An 18976-nucleotide genomic window follows, 5' to 3' on the forward strand; every position below is an offset into this window, starting at 1 on the left:
GTCCGATGCGTAACCCTGAGCCGATGCAGGGCGTGCAGCAACAATGGTACGAAAAGCGCCGGGGGGTCTTCCCCCGGCAGATCGACGGCACCTTCCGCCGCCTGAAATGGGCGATCATGGTGATCACCCTCGGGATCTACTACGTGACCCCGTGGCTGCGCTGGAACCGGGGGCCCTATGCGCCCGACCAGGCGGTGCTGATCGATCTCGCCAACCGCCGCTTCTACATGTTCTCGATCGAGATCTGGCCGCAGGAGTTCTACTTCGTGGCCGGGCTGCTGATCATGGCCGGGATCGGCCTGTTCCTCGTCACCAGCGCGGTGGGCCGGGCATGGTGCGGCTATGCCTGCCCGCAGACCGTGTGGACCGACCTGTTCCAGCACGTCGACCGGCTGGTGGACGGCGACCGCAACGCCCAGATCCGCCTCCAGAACGCGCCGTGGAGCGGCTCCAAGCTCGCCCGCCGCCTGTTCAAGTGGTCGATCTACCTCGTCATCTCGTTCTGGACCGGCGGCGCCTGGATCATGTACTTCGCCGACGCGCCCACGCTGGTCCGCGAATTCTGGAGCGGCACGGCCGATCCGGTCGCCTATGGCGCGGTCGCCGTGCTGACGGGGACGACCTTCTGGCTCGGCGGCTTCATGCGCGAACAGGTCTGCATCTACATGTGCCCCTGGCCGCGCATCCAGACCGCGATGCTCGATGAAAAGTCGCTGATCGTCACTTACAAGGACTGGCGCGGCGAACCGCGCGCCAGCGTCAAGGCGGCGCAAAAGCAGCCCGCCGCCGCTTTCGGAGACTGCATCGACTGCAACCAGTGCGTCGCGGTCTGCCCCACCGGGATCGACATCCGCGAGGGCGCGCAGGTCGGCTGCATTACCTGCGCCCTCTGCATCGACGCCTGCGACCGGGTGATGGGCCAGGTCGGCCGCCCGCGCGGGCTGATCGACTATGCCACGCTCGAAGATGCCGCCCGCGAAAAGGCCGGCAATCCGCCCACGCCGCACTGGAAGCTGATCTGGCACCCGCGCACGCTGGTCTATCTCGGCCTCTGGTCGGCGATCGGCTGCGCCCTGCTCTTCGCCCTCGGCACCCGCACCCACATCGACCTTGCCGTGCAGAAGGACCGCAACCCGCCCTACATGGTGCTGAGCGACGGCAAGGTGCGCAATGCCTGGACCGTCAAGCTCAAGAACATGGAAAACCGCCCCCGCCCGATGGTCGTGGCGCTGAAGGGCCTGCCCGGCGCGGTGATGTGGACCGATGCGATGTCGCAGCAGGATGCCGCGCGCTCGGTCCATGCCACGGTCGCCGCCGATGCGATCCTGCCGCTCAGGATCTACGTCGCCGCGCCCGCAGGGACCGGCGAACAGTCCTTCGCGCTGATCCTCAAGGCGACTGACCGCGAAGGCGGCGGCGATCTCGAAAAAGCCCGTTTCGACGCACCCAATGAAGGGGAGCAAGGCCAATGACCATTTCCGCAGCACGGCCCTTCACCGGCCGCCACATGGCCCTGATCATGGTCGGCTTCTTCGCCGTGGTGATCACGGTCAACCTGTTCATGGCGCGCCTTGCCGGGTCCAGCTTCACCGGGATCGTGGTCGAGAATTCCTACGTCGCCAGCCAGAACTACAACCGCTGGCTGGCCGAGGCCAAGGCCGAGGAGAAGCTCGGCTGGCAGGCCGTGGCCACGCGCACCGGCGATGATCACGTCGTGATCACGCTTGCCGGCGTCCCCGCCGGGGCCGAGGTCTCGGCCGACGCCTGGCATCCGCTCGGCCGCCAGCGCGATCACCTCCTCCACTTCCGCCGCCAAGGCGCCGGCTTCCGCTCGGCCGAGCGGCTGCCCGCCGGGCGCTGGAACATCCGGATCGAGGTCAAGGCCGCGGCCCGCCGCTGGCGCACCCAGGAAGCCGTGTCATGAGCGCCCCCGCCCTCGCACCTGCCGCGCCCCATGCCGAAACGGTCCTCGTCGTGCCCGGAATGCATTGCGCCGGCTGCATGGGCAAGGTCGAGCGCGGCCTGGCCGATCTGCCCGGCGTCAGCGCCGCGCGGGTCAACCTCACCGCCCGGCAGGTCCGCGTGACTCACGACCCCGCGTTGGCCACGCCCACGCTGATCGACGCGCTGGGCCGGATCGGCTTCGCCGCCCAGCCGCGCGCCGACGATGCCGCCCCGCCGCCCTCGGCCGCGCGGCCCCTGCTCGCCCCGCTCGGCGTCGCGGGCTTCGCGGCGATGAACGTCATGCTGCTTTCGGTCTCGATCTGGTCGGGCGCCGAAGGGGCGACGCGGGACCTGTTTCACTGGCTCTCGGCCGGAATCGGGGTTCCGGCCATCGCCTTCTCGGGCCGGGTCTTCTTCGCCTCGGCGTGGTCCGCGCTCAGCAAGGGCCGCACCAACATGGACGTGCCGATCTCGATCGGCGTGATCCTCGCCACCTGCCTCTCGCTGTACGAGACCGCGACCCACGGCGAACACGCCTGGTTCGACGGCACCCTGATGCTGCTGCTCTTCCTCCTTGCCGGGCGCACGCTCGATGCCGCCATGCGCGACAAGGCCCGCGCCGGGGTCGATGCCCTGCTGCGCCAGGCTGCGCCCGGCGCGCTGGTGGTTGGCCGGAGCGGCGCGGTCGAATGGGTGCCTGCGCGCGATCTCGTTCCCGGCATGGTCATGCGCGTCGCCGCCGGAGAACGCCTCGCGGCCGACGGCACGATTGTCTCGGGCGAAAGCCGGTTCGACAATTCCCTGCTTACCGGCGAAAGCGCGGCCGTCGCGGCCGGGGCCGGGGCGGAGGTCCACGCCGGCACGCTCAACCTCGAAAACCCGGTCGACGTCACGGTGACTGCGGCGGGGCAGGGCACCACGCTGGCCGAAATCGCCCGGCTGATGGACGCGGCGGGCCAGGCCCGCTCGGCCTATGTCCGGATCGCGGACCGCGCCTCGCGTCTCTATGCCCCGGCGGTCCACACCCTCGCCGCCCTGTCGTTCCTCGGCTGGATGGCGGCGGGCGCGGGCGTCCACGAATCGCTCAAGATCGCCATCGCCGTCCTCATCATCACCTGCCCCTGCGCGCTGGGTCTGGCTGTCCCCGTGGCGCAGGTCGTCGCCTGCGGCGCGCTGATGCGCCGGGGCGTCATGGTCAAGGACGGCTCCGCCCTCGAACGCATGGCCACGATCGACCGCGCCCTGCTCGACAAGACCGGTACGCTGACCATGGGCCGCCCGCTGCCCGACCCGCTGGTGCTGGACAGCCTCAGGCCGGCGGACGCCGCCATCGCCCTCGCGCTCGCCTCGCACAGCCGCCACCCGCTGTCGCGCGCTCTGGTCGAGGCGCTCGCCCAGCGCGGTGTGCGCGCCGCAGACCTCGCCGAAGTGAGCGAGGAAGCGGGGCAGGGCGTCCATGCCTTTTGCAATGGCGTTGCAGTGGCCTTGCGCCGCCCGCAAAACGCCGCCGGCATGGCCACCGCGCTCGACATCGCGGGCCGCCCCACCTGGCTCATCCCCTTCGCCGACCGCCTCCGCCCCGAGGCGAAGGAAGCGCTCGCCGCCCTGCGCCAGGTCGGCGTCGAATGCTCGATCCTCTCGGGCGACAATGCCGCCGCCGTCGGCGAAACCGCCCGCGCCGTGGGCCTCACCGCCCAGTCCAGCGCCGATCCGGTGGCCAAGCAGGATGCAATCGCCCGGCTCCAGCGCGGCGGCTACAAGGTGCTGATGGTGGGCGATGGCCTCAACGACGGCCCTGCGCTCGCCGCCGCAGATGCCTCGATCGCGCCCGGCACGGCCAGCGACGTCGGCCGCCAGGCGGCGGACTTCGTTTTCCTCTCAGACGGCCTCACCGCCCTGCCGCGCATCGTCCGCGCCAGCCGCCGCACCATGGCCGTGGTCCGCCAGAACTTCGTCCTTGCCATCGGCTACAACCTGCTCGCCGTGCCGCTGGCCATGGCCGGCATGGTCACGCCGCTGATCGCGGCCGCTGCCATGTCGATCTCCTCGCTGGTGGTGATCGCCAATTCGCTGCGCCTTGCCGGAGCCGCCCGATGAACTCCTTGGCCATGCTCATCCCCATCGCGCTGGCCATGGGCCTTGCCGGGCTCGGCGCCTTTCTCTGGGCCCTGCGTTCGGGCCAGTTCGAGGATTGCGACGGCGCCGCCGCGCGCATCCTGCTCGACGACGAGGGGGAGGGGCGGCCGTGAGAATCCCCGTCCTCTTCGCCCTCGCCGCGCTCATCCCGGCGGCCTGCAACACCAGCCCCGCCGCCGCGCGCGGCATCACCGTGCCGCTCTGCGCCGGAGACGGGCTGACCCGCACGGTGACGATTCCCGTCTCCGGCGGCGAGCTTCCCGGCAAGGACATGCCCGGCTGCTGCGCCAAGGCCTGCCATACCGGTTCGCGCAAGAAGTGCGGGCTTGCAGATGGCGGCGGGGAAATTGATTCCGAGCAATGACCATCCCGCCTGCTTCGGGCCAGTTGCCTTGCATGTGGCCCTACCATCCCGAACTGCTGGCCCGCCCGGTGCCGCGCTACACCAGCTACCCCACGGCGGCCGAATTCGGCGCGCATGTCGGCGCGGCCGAGCAGGAACTGGCCCTGTCCCGCGTGAGCGGCGATGTCTCGCTCTACGTCCATATCCCGTTCTGCGAGGAGATCTGCTGGTATTGCGGCTGCAACACCGGCCGCGCGAACAAGGTCCAGCGCCTCGCCTCCTACCTTGATGTGCTGCATCACGAGATTGCCCTGCTCGGTGCCCGCCTGCCGCAAGGCGCGCGGGTGCGGCGGATCGCCTTTGGTGGCGGCAGCCCCAATGCGATCACCCCGTTCGATTTCGTGCGGATCGTCGATGCTTTGACGGTGCACTTTCCCCTGCATGATCCGGTCGTCTCGATCGAACTCGATCCGCGCACGCTGGGGGCAGACTGGGGCGCGGTGATCCGCTGCGTCGGCATCACCCGCGCCTCGATGGGTGTGCAAACCTTCGCCCCGCACCTGCAGGCCGCGATCGGCCGGGTCCAGCCCGAGGATGATATCCTGCGCGGCACCGACCTGCTGCGCGGGGCGGGCATCACCTCGCTCAATTTCGACCTGATGTATGGCCTCCCCGGCCAGACCGACGAAGACCTTGCCGATTCGCTCGGCCGCACCGCCCGGCTCGGCGCGGACCGGATCGCCCTGTTCGGCTATGCCCACGTCCCCCACCTGATCCCGCGCCAGAAGCGGATCGATGCGAGCGATCTGCCCGGGCAGGAAGCCCGCTTCCGCATGGCATGGAACGGGTGGGAGCAATTGACGCAGGCGGGCTACCAGCCGGTCGGGTTCGATCATTTCGCCCGCCCCGGCGATGCCTTGGCCCAGGCCACGGTCGCGGGCCGCCTGCGCCGCAATTTCCAGGGTTTCACCGAGGATCAGGCCCCGGTCCTGCTCGGGCTCGGCGCCTCCTCGATCAGCCAGTTCCCCGACCTCCTCGTCCAGAACGAGAAGAACGCCGGGCGTTACCGCATGCTTCTCTCGCAAGACCGGCTGACCGGCACGCACGGTGTGCATCGCTCGGCGGAGGATCAGGAAATCGGCACGATCATCAAGAGCCTGCTGTGCCGCGGCTCGGCCGAAATCGGCGCCGACCGGATGTTCGCGCTGGTCGAGGTGCTCACCCCCTTCGCGGCGCGCGGCCTGATCGAAACCAGCGATGCGGTCCTGACCATCCGCCCAGAGGGCCTGCCCTACACCCGCACCATCGCCGCCCTGTTCGACCCCTACCGCCAGGACTCGGCCCGCCGCTTCAGTTCGGCTGTTTGATGCAAGGACCGGATCAGGCTGTCGCCTGATCCTCGCGCGGCACCGGCCCACGAGTCTTTGACTTGTACGGAAAGCCCATCCGGGCTTTCCTTGCGGCACCGGCCCGCTCCCCCGGCCCAACCACCCACAGGGTACACTCGATGGGTGGTTGGGCCGGGGGAGCGGGCCGGTGCCGCAAGCCCTTCGCGGAGGCGAAGGGCGCACCAAGCAAAGGGCGCACCACAAAAAGAGGGCGGCCGTCACGAGGTAGGCCGCCCTTCAGTCGGGGAGAAAAGTCGCCGGGCGGCAACGAATTGGCGCCCGACTGACACTTGCCTACCCCATGGGCGCGCCGCGCCGCATTGATGGAGATCAAGGGAACTGTCGCGCCGCGAAAATCGCGCGCCGGATCAAAACTGGTGGCTGGTGGCCTGGACCAGATAGCTCGCGATCAGCTCCGAGGTGCAGGGCTTGTTCGCGCTGCGCGCGGCCGGATAGCGCGCCAGCAGCGAAGTAGTGTCGGCATGGCCGGAGTGGAAGATGATCGGCACGTCCAGCTGGATCAGGAGGTCGGCCAGCGGGAAAACCTCGCCGTCGGCAAGCTGCACGTCGAGGATCGCGGCATCGGGGCGGTGCCGCGCGATCGCCTCGCGTCCTTCGGCGACGGTGGCATAGGGGCCGACGACGTCGAAGCCGAGGTCATGGGTCATGTCGGAAAGATCGAGGGCGACGATAAACTCGTCCTCCATGATCAGGATGCACGGGGTCTCCCGATTCCTGATTCCCTGATCTCTGTGTTCAGTGTGCAACATGGATGTGTCAGAACCTGCTCTGCCGAGCCCACGATAATTGGCTTCCGTTGGGTTGCGCCTTTCCAGCAGCGAAAAGCGCCTCCCCCTTCAGGCCGATAAATCCGCTGCAATCGTTGCGGTTCCCATATTTGTTGCCAATCAGCGGTTTTTTGCCGGCAGGCCGGTCAGCAGGTCGGGCGTGAGGAGCTGGGGCAGGGTCTCCGCCGCGCCGCCGGGCGCATACCAGACATAGAGCGGAACGCCCGCCGCGCCCTGCTCGGCAAGGTAGCGGGTGATCGCCGGATCGCGCCGCGTCCAGTCTCCGCGCAGGACGACGACCCCGGCCCTTGCAAAGGCGTCGCGGGTCTCGGCCCGCTCGATCGCGACCTGTTCGTTGACCTTGCAGGTCAGGCACCAGTCGGCGGTGAAATAGGCGAAGACCGGCTTTCCGGCGGCCCGTGCCCGGGCCAGCGCCTCGGCGCTGAACGGCGCGCTCGGCAGCAGGCCCGCCGTTTCGGCGGCCGGGGCGGATACGTGCTGCGGCAGCACCACGGCGCCCAGCGCGGCAATCGCGGCGATGCCGGCCGAGGTCGGCACAAGCGCGGAAAGGCCCCGCCGCTGCCGACTCCCGGTCCATTCCAGCAGCGCCACCAGCGCCAGGGCAAGGCCCAGGGCCAGCCCGGCAAAGCCCATCCCGCCCACCCGCGACGCCAGCCAGACCAGCGCCAGCGTGGTCAGTCCCATCGGCACGGCCATGATCATCCGCAGCCGGTTCATCCACGCGCCCGGGCGGGGCAGCAGGCGGCGCAGCGGCGGCACCAGCGCGATGGCGAGGAAGGGCAGGGCAAGGCCGAGGCCCAGCGCGGCGAACAGCACCATCGCCTGCGCGGCTGGCAGCAGCAGCGCCGCGCCCATCGCCGCCGCCATGAACGGCCCGGTACAGGGCGTCGCCACGAAAGCGGCCAGCAGCCCGGTGGCGAAGGCCCCCTGCGGGCTCCCCGCGCGGGCAAAGCCGGGCACGGCGAATTCATAAAGCCCGGCAAGGTTCGCCGTCACCGCCGCCGCCACCAGCAGCAGTACGGCGACCACGCCGGGCTCCTGCAACTGGAAGGCCCAGCCGATCTCGCTCCCACCCGCGCGCAGGGCCAGCATCAGGGCGCCCAGCGCGGAGCAGGCCAGTACCACCCCGGCGCTGTAGGCCAGCCCCTCGGCACGCGCCTCGGCTTCGCTCTCCCCGGCGCGCGCCAGAGACAGCGCCTTGAGGCTGAGGATCGGAAAGACGCAGGGCATGACGTTGAGCAGGAGTCCGCCCGCCAGAGCCGCCAGCACCAGCAGGGCAAGGTTTCCGCCCGCATCCTGCTTGCTGCCCACCAGTTCGCCGCCGGTCGGCACGGGGCCGGGCCGGGCGGCGAACTCCACCCCGTCGCCGGCGCGGTTGAGCCTGAGCAGCCCCGAAAAGGCCTGCGGAGCCGCAGCATTGGGCGCGCGGGTGAGCGTCACGATCAGCAGGTCGCCCTTGCGGCGGAACTCCTGCGCCGCGCCATAGGCCACCACCCGGTCGGCGTCGGCAAAGACATGCGGCTGCTGCAGGTCCAGCCCGCGCGGCAGCGGGATGCCCAGCCGGATCGACTGGCCCTCGGCCGCGAGCATGGCCACACTGCCCAGCGGCGCGGGCAGCTTCGCGCGCCAGCCGTCGAAGCGCGGATCGGGCGGGGTCATCGTCCCCGGCGCAGAGACCACGACCTCGGTCGCCAGCTCGGCCCGCTCGGGCACGCAGATCTTGTCGGTACAGGCCAGCCAGTCCGCCTTCACCCGCACCGGCAGCCGCGATCCCGGCACCGCGTTCGCGGGCAGGGTGAGTGGGGCGAGCAGGACATAGTCCTCCTCGTAGACGTGGTTCATCAGCCCGGCGATCACCAGCGTGTGCGGCACCGGATAGAGCAGCGTCCCGGCCGACGCGCCTTCGGGCAGGGCCCAGTCCAGCGTCATCCCGAAGCCCGCGTCCCCGGGGTTCTTCCAGTAGCCGTGCCAGCCCTTTTCCGGCCGCATGACGAAGGCCAGCGTCACCGTCTTGCCCGGCGCGGCCGCCCCTTCGGCGACGAGGCTCGCGGCAATGTGCGTGGGCGCCGCGCGCGCCGGAACGACGAAAGCCGCCGCCAGCAGCAGCGCCTGACACCAGATTGCAAAAAACCGTGCGTAGCCGGGCATATGTCGGGAATTCACCTGCGCCTAATTGCGGCTTGCGCGAGGCGGATGGCCCCGGCAAATCTCCTAGTGCCGTCCCCGCGGCCGCAATTCAAGGAACGATCATGCACCTTCGCGCCGCTTCCCGCGCTCTTGGCCTTGTTGTTGCCGGTTCCCTCCTCTTCGCTTGCCACGCCGCGCCCGCCGAAACGCCGGCCCCCGCCGCCGCGCCGCCGCCGCCGCCGCGCCTGATCGTCGCCATCTCGGTCGACCAGTACGCCGCCGATCTCTTCGCCCAGTACCGCGAGCATTACACCGGCGGCATCGCCCGCCTGCTGAGCGGCGCGGTCTTCCCCAGCGCCTTCCAGAGCCACGCGGCGACCGAGACCTGCCCGGGCCATTCCACCCTGCTCACCGGCGTCCATCCCTCGCGCACCGGGATCATTGCCAACAACTGGTTCGATCCCGCCATCGCGCGGGGCGACAAGCGGATCTACTGTTCGGAAGACGAACGCGACCCCGCCTCGACCAGCCGCGAGCCGGTCGTCTCGGCGGTTCACCTCAAGGTGCCGACGCTGGGCGAATACATGAAGCAGGCCGATCCGCGCAGCCGCAGCGTCGCCGTCTCGGCCAAGGACCGCGCGGTGATGATGATGGGCGGCCATTCGATCGACGCCGCCTACTGGGCGCTGAAGGGCCAGTTCGTCACGCTCAAGGGGCGCACCCCCAGCCCGGCCGCCATGTCCGCCAATGCCGCCATGGCCGCGATCGCGGCGCGGGGCGCCCCCGCCTATGCCCCGCCCGCATGGTGCGCGGCGCACGATCGCCCGGTCCCCGCCGGCAAGGCCGGAACCCCTGGATCGGGCCGCTTCGCGCTGGCCCCGAACGATCCCGATGCCTTCCGCGTCTCGCCCCGGATGGACGCCGTCACCGAAGATCTCGCCGTGCGGATGGTTGACGAGAACCACCTCGGCAGGGGCCCGGCGCCCGACATTCTCTCGGTCTCCTTCTCGGCGACCGACTACATCGGCCACGCCTATGGCAACCAGGGCATGGAAATGTGCATCCAGATGGCCGAGCTGGACCGGACCATCGGCAAGCTCTTTGCCGCGCTCGACGCGCGCGGGATCGACTACCTCGCCGTCCTCTCGGCCGACCACGGCGGCTCCGACCTGCCCGAGCGGCTGGACCAGCAAGCCAATCCCTTCGCCGGCCGGGTCGACAGTGCGCTCGAACCCAGCCCGCTCGGCAAGGCGATTTCCGCTGATCTGGGCCTCGCTGTCGATGGCCCCCTGCTGCTGGGCGACGGCGCGGCGGGCGACGTCTACCTTTCCGCGAAGATCCCTGCCGATCAGCGCCCGCGCGTGATCGAGGCCCTCGTCGCGCGGCTCAGGGCCCACCCGCAGGTCGCCGCCGTCTTCACCCGCGCCGATCTCGCCGCGCTTCCCGTGCCCACGGAGAACCCGCAGGACTGGACCCTGGCCGAGCGCGCCCGCGCCTCGTTCGATCCCGAGCGCACCGGCGACGTCCTGTTCCTGCTGAAGCGCGCCATTCTTGCCGGCGCCGCGCCCGGACCGGGCTATGTCGCCGGCCACGGCAGTCCGTGGGACTACGATCGCCGCGTCCCCCTGCTGTTCTGGCGCAAGGGCATGAGCCAGTTCGAACAGCCCGCCCCGGTCGAGACGGTCGACATCGCGCCGACCCTCGCGGCGATTCTCGGCCTCAAGCTCCCCGCCGGAACCTTCGACGGGCGCTGCCTCGACCTCGATGGCGGGGCGGGGAGCACCTGCCGCTGATCCGGGCGATGGGGGGCGCTGCCGCCCCCTGACGTCCTGCCTGCCCCCTCAATAGGTCGGCATGCTGTCCGGCGGCACGTCGTGGTTGAGATCGCGCTCGCTATGCCGGTCCGCCGCCTCGATCACGACGACCGGCTCGGCATAGCTGGCCCGCCGCGCGGCATCGGCTTCCAGCCAGACCGCCGCCACGAAGGCATCGCCCTCCTGCACGAAGCCCACGTCGATCACGGTGAAGTCGCCCTTGCGCTCGTCGGTAAAGCGCAGGGTCTGGCCAAGGCTCGGCAAGGCCGGAAACTGGTGGTCGGTTCCGCCATAGCACGGACCGTCGGCCGCCTCGGCCACGCCCGGAACGAATACGCGCACCTTCATCAGGGCCATCTCCTCGCCGATCTGGCGAATCGGGCCTGCCGCTCGCCTTGGAATCATTGCCTTTGCATTGTGGTCGGGCGGGCGGCCCTCTGGCAATCCGTTTCGTCGGCCATTTCGTCCGGCGCGGCCACCGGATCCGTCTCGAACCGGGCCGGGAAGGGGCGGGCGGGCCTGCGGGCTTGCCCAGGCCCCCGCGCCGGGGCTAAGCCCGCAGGCATGAGCGAAAAGCGCGATCTCGTGATCCTCGGCGGCGGCCTCGTCGGCATGACCCTGGCCCTTGCCGCGGCGAAGTGCGGCCTCACCAGCCACGTGGTGGACCGGGCAGCCCCCGAAGACCTTACCGCCGAAGGCGTCGATGGCCGTGCCTCGGCCATTTCCACCGCCAGCTGGAACCTCTTCGCCAATATCGGCCTCGGGCAGCGGCTAGAACCGCTCGGGTGTCCGATCGACTCCATTGCCGTGACCGACCAGATGAAGCCCGGCCGGATCGACTTCCGCCCCGAGCCGCATGAAGGCTCGCTCGGCCGGATGTATGCCAACCGCGACATCCGCCTCGCCCTGTTCGAAGCCGCGCGCGAGGAAGCGGCCATCGCCTGGCACACCAGCGCCGAGGTGACCGAGCGCCACCGCGGCCTCCACGGCGTCTCGGTCACGCTCGCCGATGGCCGCCTGCTCGAAGGCGGGCTGCTCGTGGCCGCCGAGGGCCGCCAGTCCCCCACGCGCGACGAAGCCGGCTTTGGCCTCGCCAAGTGGGACTATCATCACCGCGCCATGGTCACGGCCCTGTGGCACGAGCGGCCCCACGGCAACACCGCCTGGGAAATCTTCTACCCCGCCGGGCCCTTCGCGCTCCTGCCCCTGCTCGACCAGAACGGCCGCCACCGCTCGGCGCTGGTCTGGACCGTGGCCGAACAGGACGCGGCTGGCTGGACCGGACTGTCCGACCGGGCCTTCCTCGCCGAAGTGCAAAAGCGCGTGGCCGATGTCCTCGGCACGGTCGAACTCGCCGCCCCCCGCATGAGCTGGCCGCTCAATTTCCACCACGCCGGGCGCATCACGGATGACCGGCTGGTGCTCGTCGGCGATGCGGCTCACGGGATGCACCCGATCGCAGGCCAGGGCCTCAACCTCGGCCTGCGCGATGTCGGCGCCCTCGTCCAGGTCCTCTCCGAAGGGATTCGCCTCGGCCTCGATGTCGGTGATGCCCAGCTCCTTGCCCGCTACGAGCGCTGGCGCAGCGTGGACAGTCTCTCGGTCATGGCCGCGACCGACACCATCACCCGCCTGTTCGGCGTCCCCGGCCGCCTGCCCTCGCTGGTCCGCCGCGCCGGCATGGGCGCGATCCAGCGCTGGCCCGGCCTCAAGCGCTGGTTCATGGACGAAGCCCGCGGCATGAGCGGCAAGCTGCCGGACCTGTTGCAGGCCTGAGGCTCGCCGCGATGCGGCGCAACGTGCCGGGCTAACGAATTCCTCGCGCCGTCGTCCCTGCGCAGGGACGACGGCGGCATGCTTGAGAAGCGTTCGCCTCCTAGTCCCCCGCTGCCGCCGGCTGGGCAGCCGCTTGCCCGCCCGCGTCGCGCAGGGCGTGGGCGTCGAGCACTGCCGTCGTCTCCAGCACGTCGAGCGCGCGGTGCGCGTCGTCATAGCGGCGGGCGGCGGCGAACCAGTCGGTCGCGCCGGCGGCGCCCGGCAGGCGGCGCAGTTCGGCCACGGCGTCGTCGGTCCGCCCGGCGGTAAGCAGGATGCGGGCGCGGCCGAGGATCATCTGCGGGGCAGGGCTCGGCGTGGCATCGCGGCGAATCACGAACAGGCCGGAAACTTCGCGCTTGATCCGGTCCCAAGCCCCGGTGTTCGCGGGGGTTTCGGTCAGCGAGGGGGCGAGCGAATCGAGCCCGGCCAGCAACTGGTCGACCGTGACCGGGGCCTTGGCGGCGGCGATCACGGTGGCCACGGCATTGGGCTGGGCATTGCCGAAGCGCAGGCGCAGCTGGTCCTCAAGGTAGCCGAGCGGCGCCCCGCGATCGAGCGCGCGCCGGGCGGCGAAGGCGATCAGCAGGGACTCGGCGCGGGCGGCATTGCCGGATGCGGCCTCGGCCTCTGCATTGAGCGTGTCGAGCCGCTCTTCCAGCGTGGCCATCCGGCCTTCGATGTCGTTCTGGTGCTCGGCCAATGCAGCGGGACTGGCCGCCGGGGCGGACGCGGGCAGGGAACCCGCGCGTACCGCAGCCTTTTGCGCGGTCTCGGCCTGCGGGCCGGGCAGCGGGAACAGGCCCTTCACCACGGCAAGGCCCACGACCACGGCACCCAAAAGGAAGGCGACCATCGCGGCCAGAAGCACCGAACCGATGCTGCGGCGCGGGCGCGGCGCGGTTACGACCGGCTCGGCGCTCTGCAAATCTTCCGCCATGCCTAAATCCGGTTTCCTTTGTTCCCGCCGCTTTCGGCCCAGACCCGTCTCAGGTGTGGCACAGTTCGGCGGCTTTCGCCAACAGCGCGTTTTCCAGAGGCTCTTGCGCCGTGGAAACGCTGGCCCAGCCCGATCCGGCCGCCGCCGCCACGCGCGGGCCGATGCAGGCAAGATGAAGCCGCGCCCGGACCACCCCGTGGCGGCCGCATTCGGCGGCAAAGTGCCGCGCCGCCTCGGCCGAGTGGAGCAGGACCACCGCCGCCCCTTCCAGCCGGCGCACCAGTGCGGCCGGCATCGGCGCGCTCAAGCTTTCATAGACCGTGCGCTCGGTCATGCTCACCCCTGCGGGCAGGCTCAGCGTTACCCGCTCGGCCCCGGCGAGGCGCAGCACCCGCGCTCCGGCGCGCACCTGGTCCAGCACGCCCTGCAAGCCGCCGCTGCCCGCCGCAGCCACGGCAAAGCCCGCCTCGCGCGCGGCCTCGGCCGTTGCTTCGCCCACGGCATGGATTGGCAGGCCGCGCAAGGCGGCAAGGCCCGCCCCGCCGTGGCGAAAGACATTGGCGCTGCCCGCGAGCAGCAGGTCGAACGCGCCCGAATCGGGCAAGTCCCAGGCAACCGGGCGCACGGAAAACAAAGGAAATCCCTCCGCCTCCAGCCCCAGCGCCCGCGCCGCCGCCACGGTTGCGCTCGCGCCCGGTTCGGGCCGGATCGCCAGCAGGGGGATCATCGCCCGGTGAAATGCACCGCGATCGCCGGCACCGCGCGGGCCAGGAGGTCGTCCGCCAGCCGCCCCGGCGCCGCGTCATCGCCAGCGGCAAAGCGAATCTCGCCCGCCACCCGCTCGGCCCCGTCCGGGCTGAACAGCGCGGCTTCCATCACCAGTGCCGGTCCCTCGGCGCGGGTCAGCACGGCGATCGGGCTGTGACAATTTCCGCCCAGCGCGGCGAGCAGCGCCCGCTCGGCCGTCACCGCCGCGTGGCTCGGCGTATCGTTGATCGCGGCCAGCAGGGCGCGCACGGCCTCGTCTCCGGCCCGGCACTCGATCGCGATCGCACCCTGTCCCGGCGCGGGCAGCCAGTCTTCGGCGTCCAGCGGATGGCCCACCCCGTGCTGCCCCAGCCGGTTGAGCCCGGCCAGCGCCAGCAGCGTCGCATCGGCCTCGCCCGCCTGCAGCTTGGCCAGCCGGGTCGCCACGTTGCCGCGAAACGGCACCACCGTGCAGTCCGGCCGGGCATGGAGCAATTGCGCCGCCCGGCGCGGCGCGCTCGTGCCGACGCGGGCGCCGCGGGGCAGGGCGTGGATCGAGGCGGCCCCCACCAGCACGTCGCGCACATCCTCGCGCGGCAGGATCGCGGCGATGGCGATTCCAGCGGGCCTGATCGTCTCGACATCCTTGAGCGAATGGACCGCGAAGTCGATCTCGCCCGCCAGCAGCCAGGCGTCCAGCTCCTTGGTCCACAGCGCCTTTCCGCCGATCTCGGCCAGCGGCCGGTCCTGGATCCTGTCCCCGCTCGCGGTCACCGGCACCAGTTCGACCTGCTCCTCGCGCCAGCCGTGCGCGGCGCAAAGGCGGGCCCGCGCCTCCTCGGCCTGGGCCATGGCAAGGGGGGAGCGACGGGTTCCGAGCTTGAGCATAGGTGTAGGCGCAGTCATCGCGGCTTGTGCTAGGCGGCTTTGTCGGTAAGGGGAAGCGGGCATGAGACTGGTCCTCGGCATTGAATCCTCGTGTGACGAGACTGCGGCCGCGCTGGTGACGCCGGACCGCGTCATCGTCGCGCAGCGGATCGCCTCGCAGGACGATGCCCACCGCCCCTATGGCGGCGTGGTTCCCGAGATCGCCGCCCGCGCCCATGCCGAACGGCTCACCCCGCTGATCGCGGCCACCCTGGCCGATGCCGGAAAGACCCTCGCCGATGTCGATGCCATCGCGGCCACGGCCGGGCCCGGCCTGATCGGCGGCGTCATGGTCGGCCTTGTCACGGCCAAGGCGCTGGCCATGGCGGGCGGCAAGCCGCTGCTCGCGATCAACCACCTCGAAGGCCACGCCCTCTCGCCGCGCCTCGCCGATCCCACGCTGGCCTTCCCCTACCTCCTCCTCCTCGCCTCGGGCGGCCACTGCCAGCTCCTGCTGGTCGAGGGGGTGGGCCAATACCGCCGCCTCGCCACCACGATCGACGATGCGCTGGGCGAGGCTTTCGACAAGACTGCCAAGATCCTCGCGCTCGGCTTCCCCGGCGGCCCGGCGGTCGAGCGTCTCGCCCGCGAAGGCAATCCAAGGGCGGTGCCCCTGCCGCGCCCGTTGCTGGGCAGCGCCGAGCCGCACTTCTCCTTCGCCGGCCTCAAGAGCGCGGTCCTGCGCGCCAAGGAAGCCGCCATCCACGCCGACGCCGACCTCGCAGCCTCGTTCCAGCAAGCCGCGATCGACTGCGTGATCGACCGCACCCGCCGCGCCCTCGCCGCCGCCGGCGAAGTCACCGCCCTCGTCGTTGCGGGCGGCGTCGCTGCCAACCAGTCGGTCCGCGCCGCGCTCGAAAGCCTCGCCGCCCAGCATGCCCTGCGCTTCGTCGCCCCGCCGCAGGTGCTCTGCACAGATAACGCCGCGATGATCGCCTGGGCCGGGATCGAGCGGATGGAGCAGTCCGGCTGGACCCTGTCGGACCCGCTCGATTTCGCCGCCCGCCCGCGCTGGCCGCTCGATCCGAACGCCCAGCCCGCGCGCGGCGCAGGGGTGAAGGCATGACCGGGGCCATCGGCATTATCGGCGCCGGCGCCTGGGGCACGGCTCTCGCCCAGGTCCTCGCCAGCGACGGCAGGGAGGTCCTGCTCTGGGCCCGCGAGGAAGCGCTCGTCGCCGAAATCAACGCGGCCCACACCAACACCCCCTATCTCCCCACCGCCCGCCTCAGTGATCAGGTCCGCGCCACCACCGCGCTGGCCGACCTTGCCGATCTGCCCGTCGTGCTCGCCGTCACCCCGGCCCAGCACCTCGCCTCGGTCCTCGCCGATCTTCCCGCCGCGCCGCGCGATCTCGTGCTCTGCGCCAAGGGGATCGAGGCCGGCAGCGGCCGCCTGATGGCCGATGTTGCCCGCGCCGCCGCGCCAGGCGCAACGATCGCCGTCCTCTCCGGCCCCACTTTCGCGCATGAGGTCGCCGCCCTCCTCCCCACCGCCGTCACCCTCGCCTGCTCGGGCGGGGAAGCGCAGTGGCAGCGGCTCTCGCCGGCGATTTCCCGGCCAACCCTGCGGCCCTATTATTCCGACGACGTGATCGGCGCCGAGATCGGCGGCGCGATCAAGAACGTGCTCGCCATCGCCTGCGGCGTGGTCGAAGGGCTCGGCCTCGGCCAGAACGCCCGCGCCGCCCTCATCGCGCGCGGCTATGCCGAGATGCTGCGCTTCGGCACGGCGCGCGGCGCCCGGGCGGAAACCCTTGCCGGCCTGTGCGGCCTTGGCGATCTCGTGCTTACCTGCTCCTCCACCTCCAGTCGCAATTTCTCGCTCGGCAAGGCGCTGGGCGAGGGGCTTTCGGCGGCCGAGGCGCTTGCCGGCAAGAACTCGGTGGCCGAAGGCGCTTCCACCGCCCCGGTCCTTGCCGACCTTGCCGAACGCGAAGGGATCGCCCTGCCGATCGTCGCCGCAGTCTGCCGCCTGCTGCGCGGAGAGGCTCCGGCCAAGGTGGTCGCCGCCGAACTCCTGGCCCGCCCCCTGCGCGCCGAGGGCCTGACGCCGTGAGCGAAAAAGGGGCTGACAAGGAACAGCAGGAAGATATCGCCGCCCTCGCCAAGGGTGGGCGCACCAATTTCTTCGGCTTCATCCTGCGCCTCGTCGCGCGCATCCCGTTCCTGTTCATCGCCAGCCGCCTCTATGGCGCCAGCGCCATGGGCCGCTTCGCCTCGGCCCTCGTCATGGTCGAATTCGCCGGGATGATCGCCACCCTCGGCCAGAAGCGCGGCCTTGCCCAGCGCCTCTCCGAAGACCGCGAGCATCCCGCCCATGCCGTGACCGACGCGCTGGTCGTTGCCACGGCGATCGCGCTGGTCTTCACCGCGCTGATCTATGCCTTCCCGGCCTCGATGTATCCCAAGGGAAACTTTACGCAGGGCGAGCGACTGCTGGTCCTCTCGGTCTGGCTGCTGGCCATGGGCGACCTTGCGCTGGCCGCGCTCGCTTACCGGTTTGACGTTGCCACCACGGTTCGCGCCCGCTCGGTGATCGAGCCTTGGGCGCTCTCGCTCTCGGCCGGGGCCTTCTACTTCGTGGCCCCCGAAAGCGGCCTCAGCCTCGCCTACCTGTTCTCCACTGCGGCGGCGACCTTCACCGCGCTCTACGCGCTGGTCCGCAACTATGGCCTGCCGCGCGGCTGGCGGTTCCAGCCCGGCCACCTCCTCGCGCTGGCCAACCGCAACATCGCGCTGGCCGGGGCAGACGCGGTCGAATGGGGCACCCGCAAGCTCGACGTGTTCATCCTGCGCTTCTTCGTGGGCGAGGCGGCGCTCGGCATCTACTACTTCGCCCAGCAGTTCGCTTCGCTCCCGCAAAAGCTGAAAACCAGCTTCGAGCCGGTGCTCGGCCCGGTCATCACCCGCAACGTGAACGACCGCAACTACGCCGCGATCGCCAAACAGGTCTGCCAGGTCGGCTTCTGGATCACCACGGCCCAGGCCGGCATTGCCCTTGCCCTTGCCATCCCCGGCACCGGCCTGATGGGCCTTGGCGGGCCGGACTTCGTCAAGGGCACCGGGGCACTGGTTTTCCTTCTCCTCGCCGAAGTCGTCGCGGCCACGGCTGTCGTCAGCGAGGGCGCGCTGGTCTACCTCGCGCGCTACCAGAACCTCATCGTCTCGCTTTTCACCATCCTGCTGCAGGCGCTCCTCACCATTGGCGGGATCGAACTCGTCGCCCGCCTCGGCTACGGGCAGGGCTGGTGGGTCGCCGCCGCCGCCGCCGCGCTGATGCTCTCGCTCGGCACGGCCTCGCTGATGAAATCGCGCCTTCTCGCGCGCATCCTGGGCGAGCCGATCAACAACTGGCGCTGGCCGCTCGCCTGGGCCGCGCTCCCCGCCGCCGCGGTCGGCTTCACCGCCACGTACACCCTGCCCGAATGGGCCGGCATGGTCCTCGGCATCCCGGCGATCCTCGGCATCTACGTCTGGATCATCTGGCGCAAGGGCTTCGGTCACGAAGACCGGATGCTGTTCCGCAAGAACGTCGGCTGATCGAGCAACAAGGGAAAGTCCCGGCCCCAGATCCCTTGCCGTCTTCCGGCGCCAGCCTAGCCCTTCAGGCGCCGTCGCTCCCCCTCTCCCCGTCGCCCCGGACTTGATCCGGGGCCCCGCTGCCTTCCAGTGACGCTAGCGAGGAAAAGCGGGATCCCGGGGCAAGCCCGGGATGACGGAAGGCAGAGGGATTTGGACAAGATTGGATGGACAGTTCTCCCGACTTTCCGGTCATTGCCCCACCCCAGCATCCCGCGATTTTCCTACTTGGCGCGACCCTGTCACAATGCCTTTGTCATCCCGCACCGGAAGCAGGCGCGCAAAGCGAGTAGGACAAGTGTCACCCATCCACTCTTGGCCAAGTCATTGTAATTCCAAGGTTGGCGCCGAAAGCAGGGTTACACTCGTGTCACCCTGCCCACGAAATGGGCGGCGGCGAGCAGC

At 70.5% G+C, this 18976-nt stretch carries 17 protein-coding genes; 11 read left to right on the forward strand and 6 right to left on the reverse strand.

What is annotated here, in order from left to right; translation table 11 throughout:
- Positions 1 to 5 precede the first annotated feature (5 nt).
- The 6 genes from ccoG to hemN are packed head-to-tail and all read left to right on the forward strand — an operon-like array spanning position 6 to position 5790.
- Positions 6 to 1472 (forward strand): cytochrome c oxidase accessory protein CcoG, encoded by a 1467-nt coding sequence (gene ccoG, locus H7F51_RS08880; protein WP_185663906.1) that lies wholly within the window; start codon positions 6 to 8, stop codon positions 1470 to 1472.
- A complete protein-coding gene (locus tag H7F51_RS08885) occupies positions 1469 to 1924 on the forward strand; it encodes a FixH family protein (RefSeq protein ID WP_185663907.1) in 456 nt (151 codons plus the stop codon). The genes ccoG and H7F51_RS08885 overlap by 4 nt, the downstream gene beginning before the upstream one ends.
- Entirely contained in the window at positions 1921 to 4041 is a 2121-nt protein-coding gene (locus tag H7F51_RS08890; protein WP_185663908.1) for a heavy metal translocating P-type ATPase, read from the forward strand. The genes H7F51_RS08885 and H7F51_RS08890 overlap by 4 nt, the downstream gene beginning before the upstream one ends.
- Entirely contained in the window at positions 4038 to 4193 is a 156-nt protein-coding gene (ccoS, locus tag H7F51_RS08895) for a cbb3-type cytochrome oxidase assembly protein CcoS (RefSeq protein WP_185663909.1), read from the forward strand. The genes H7F51_RS08890 and ccoS overlap by 4 nt, the downstream gene beginning before the upstream one ends.
- A complete protein-coding gene (locus H7F51_RS08900; RefSeq protein ID WP_185663910.1) occupies positions 4190 to 4444 on the forward strand; it encodes a hypothetical protein in 255 nt (84 codons plus the stop codon). Before ccoS ends, H7F51_RS08900 begins: the two co-directional genes overlap by 4 nt.
- Before the next feature lie 32 nt (positions 4445 to 4476).
- Positions 4477 to 5790, forward strand: coding sequence for an oxygen-independent coproporphyrinogen III oxidase (gene hemN, locus H7F51_RS08905; RefSeq protein ID WP_185664089.1), 1314 nt, complete (start codon positions 4477 to 4479; stop codon positions 5788 to 5790).
- Between the two features lie 389 nt (positions 5791 to 6179).
- Here the strand turns inward: hemN and H7F51_RS08910 are convergent, their stop codons facing one another.
- Both H7F51_RS08910 and H7F51_RS08915 read right to left on the reverse strand, forming a co-directional pair.
- Positions 6180 to 6518 (reverse strand): response regulator, encoded by a 339-nt coding sequence (locus H7F51_RS08910; RefSeq protein WP_246448050.1) that lies wholly within the window; start codon positions 6516 to 6518, stop codon positions 6180 to 6182.
- A gap of 201 nt (positions 6519 to 6719) precedes the next feature.
- A complete protein-coding gene (locus H7F51_RS08915; protein ID WP_185663911.1) occupies positions 6720 to 8768 on the reverse strand; it encodes a protein-disulfide reductase DsbD family protein in 2049 nt (682 codons plus the stop codon).
- Between the two features lie 101 nt (positions 8769 to 8869).
- Here H7F51_RS08915 and H7F51_RS08920 point away from each other — a divergent pair, with 101 nt between their 5' ends.
- Entirely contained in the window at positions 8870 to 10540 is a 1671-nt protein-coding gene (locus tag H7F51_RS08920) for an alkaline phosphatase family protein (RefSeq protein ID WP_185663912.1), read from the forward strand.
- A 48-nt stretch (positions 10541 to 10588) separates the two neighbouring features.
- On the opposite strand, the gene H7F51_RS08925 is transcribed toward H7F51_RS08920, so the two are convergent.
- On the reverse strand, positions 10589 to 10909 hold the full coding sequence (locus tag H7F51_RS08925; RefSeq protein WP_185663913.1) for a hypothetical protein: 321 nt from the start codon (positions 10907 to 10909) through the stop codon (positions 10589 to 10591).
- A 216-nt stretch (positions 10910 to 11125) separates the two neighbouring features.
- On the opposite strand from H7F51_RS08925, the gene H7F51_RS08930 reads away from it, so the two are divergent.
- Entirely contained in the window at positions 11126 to 12337 is a 1212-nt protein-coding gene (locus tag H7F51_RS08930) for an FAD-dependent monooxygenase (RefSeq protein ID WP_185663914.1), read from the forward strand.
- A 100-nt stretch (positions 12338 to 12437) separates the two neighbouring features.
- Here H7F51_RS08930 and H7F51_RS08935 read toward each other — a convergent pair whose 3' ends face one another.
- The 3 genes from H7F51_RS08935 to hemC are packed head-to-tail and all read right to left on the reverse strand — an operon-like array spanning position 12438 to position 14951.
- Entirely contained in the window at positions 12438 to 13316 is an 879-nt protein-coding gene (locus H7F51_RS08935; RefSeq protein WP_246448052.1) for a hypothetical protein, read from the reverse strand.
- Between the two features lie 49 nt (positions 13317 to 13365).
- Positions 13366 to 14043 carry a uroporphyrinogen-III synthase gene (locus H7F51_RS08940; protein WP_185663915.1) on the reverse strand — a complete coding sequence of 226 codons (678 nt, stop codon included), beginning with the start codon at positions 14041 to 14043 and terminating at the stop codon, positions 13366 to 13368.
- Positions 14040 to 14951 (reverse strand): hydroxymethylbilane synthase, encoded by a 912-nt coding sequence (gene hemC, locus H7F51_RS08945; RefSeq protein WP_246448054.1) that lies wholly within the window; start codon positions 14949 to 14951, stop codon positions 14040 to 14042. Before hemC ends, H7F51_RS08940 begins: the two co-directional genes overlap by 4 nt.
- Positions 14952 to 15012: 61 nt before the next feature.
- On the opposite strand from hemC, the gene tsaD reads away from it, so the two are divergent.
- Genes tsaD through H7F51_RS08960 form a run of 3 tightly spaced genes read left to right on the forward strand, consistent with a single transcriptional unit; the run spans position 15013 to position 18532 of the window.
- Positions 15013 to 16056, forward strand: a complete 1044-nt coding sequence (gene tsaD / locus H7F51_RS08950; protein WP_185663917.1) for a tRNA (adenosine(37)-N6)-threonylcarbamoyltransferase complex transferase subunit TsaD — start codon at positions 15013 to 15015, stop codon at positions 16054 to 16056.
- Complete coding sequence (locus H7F51_RS08955; RefSeq protein ID WP_185663918.1) at positions 16053 to 17048, forward strand: NAD(P)H-dependent glycerol-3-phosphate dehydrogenase; 996 nt, start codon at positions 16053 to 16055, stop codon at positions 17046 to 17048. The genes tsaD and H7F51_RS08955 overlap by 4 nt, the downstream gene beginning before the upstream one ends.
- Positions 17045 to 18532 (forward strand): lipopolysaccharide biosynthesis protein, encoded by a 1488-nt coding sequence (locus H7F51_RS08960; protein ID WP_343061255.1) that lies wholly within the window; start codon positions 17045 to 17047, stop codon positions 18530 to 18532. Before H7F51_RS08955 ends, H7F51_RS08960 begins: the two co-directional genes overlap by 4 nt.
- Positions 18533 to 18976: the final 444 nt, after the last annotated feature.

It is taken from the genome of Novosphingobium flavum, from assembly GCF_014230315.1.
GTDB classification, from domain to species: domain Bacteria; phylum Pseudomonadota; class Alphaproteobacteria; order Sphingomonadales; family Sphingomonadaceae; genus Novosphingobium; species Novosphingobium flavum.

Excerpts from the sequence above, each read along its gene's own strand:
- ccoG (WP_185663906.1), top strand. The coding sequence starts at position 6 with ATGCGTAACCCTGAGCCGATGCAGGGCGTGCAGCAACAATGGTACGAA.
- H7F51_RS08885 (WP_185663907.1), top strand. The coding sequence starts at position 1,469 with ATGACCATTTCCGCAGCACGGCCCTTCACCGGCCGCCACATGGCCCTG.
- H7F51_RS08890 (WP_185663908.1), top strand. The coding sequence starts at position 1,921 with ATGAGCGCCCCCGCCCTCGCACCTGCCGCGCCCCATGCCGAAACGGTC.
- ccoS (WP_185663909.1), top strand. The coding sequence starts at position 4,038 with ATGAACTCCTTGGCCATGCTCATCCCCATCGCGCTGGCCATGGGCCTT.
- hemN (WP_185664089.1), top strand. The coding sequence starts at position 4,477 with ATGTGGCCCTACCATCCCGAACTGCTGGCCCGCCCGGTGCCGCGCTAC.
- H7F51_RS08910 (WP_246448050.1), bottom strand. The coding sequence starts at position 6,518 with ATGGAGGACGAGTTTATCGTCGCCCTCGATCTTTCCGACATGACCCAT.
- H7F51_RS08915 (WP_185663911.1), bottom strand. The coding sequence starts at position 8,768 with ATGCCCGGCTACGCACGGTTTTTTGCAATCTGGTGTCAGGCGCTGCTG.
- H7F51_RS08920 (WP_185663912.1), top strand. The coding sequence starts at position 8,870 with ATGCACCTTCGCGCCGCTTCCCGCGCTCTTGGCCTTGTTGTTGCCGGT.
- H7F51_RS08925 (WP_185663913.1), bottom strand. The coding sequence starts at position 10,909 with ATGAAGGTGCGCGTATTCGTTCCGGGCGTGGCCGAGGCGGCCGACGGT.
- H7F51_RS08930 (WP_185663914.1), top strand. The coding sequence starts at position 11,126 with ATGAGCGAAAAGCGCGATCTCGTGATCCTCGGCGGCGGCCTCGTCGGC.
- H7F51_RS08935 (WP_246448052.1), bottom strand. The coding sequence starts at position 13,316 with ATGGCGGAAGATTTGCAGAGCGCCGAGCCGGTCGTAACCGCGCCGCGC.
- H7F51_RS08940 (WP_185663915.1), bottom strand. The coding sequence starts at position 14,043 with ATGATCCCCCTGCTGGCGATCCGGCCCGAACCGGGCGCGAGCGCAACC.
- hemC (WP_246448054.1), bottom strand. The coding sequence starts at position 14,951 with ATGCTCAAGCTCGGAACCCGTCGCTCCCCCCTTGCCATGGCCCAGGCC.
- tsaD (WP_185663917.1), top strand. The coding sequence starts at position 15,013 with ATGAGACTGGTCCTCGGCATTGAATCCTCGTGTGACGAGACTGCGGCC.
- H7F51_RS08955 (WP_185663918.1), top strand. The coding sequence starts at position 16,053 with ATGACCGGGGCCATCGGCATTATCGGCGCCGGCGCCTGGGGCACGGCT.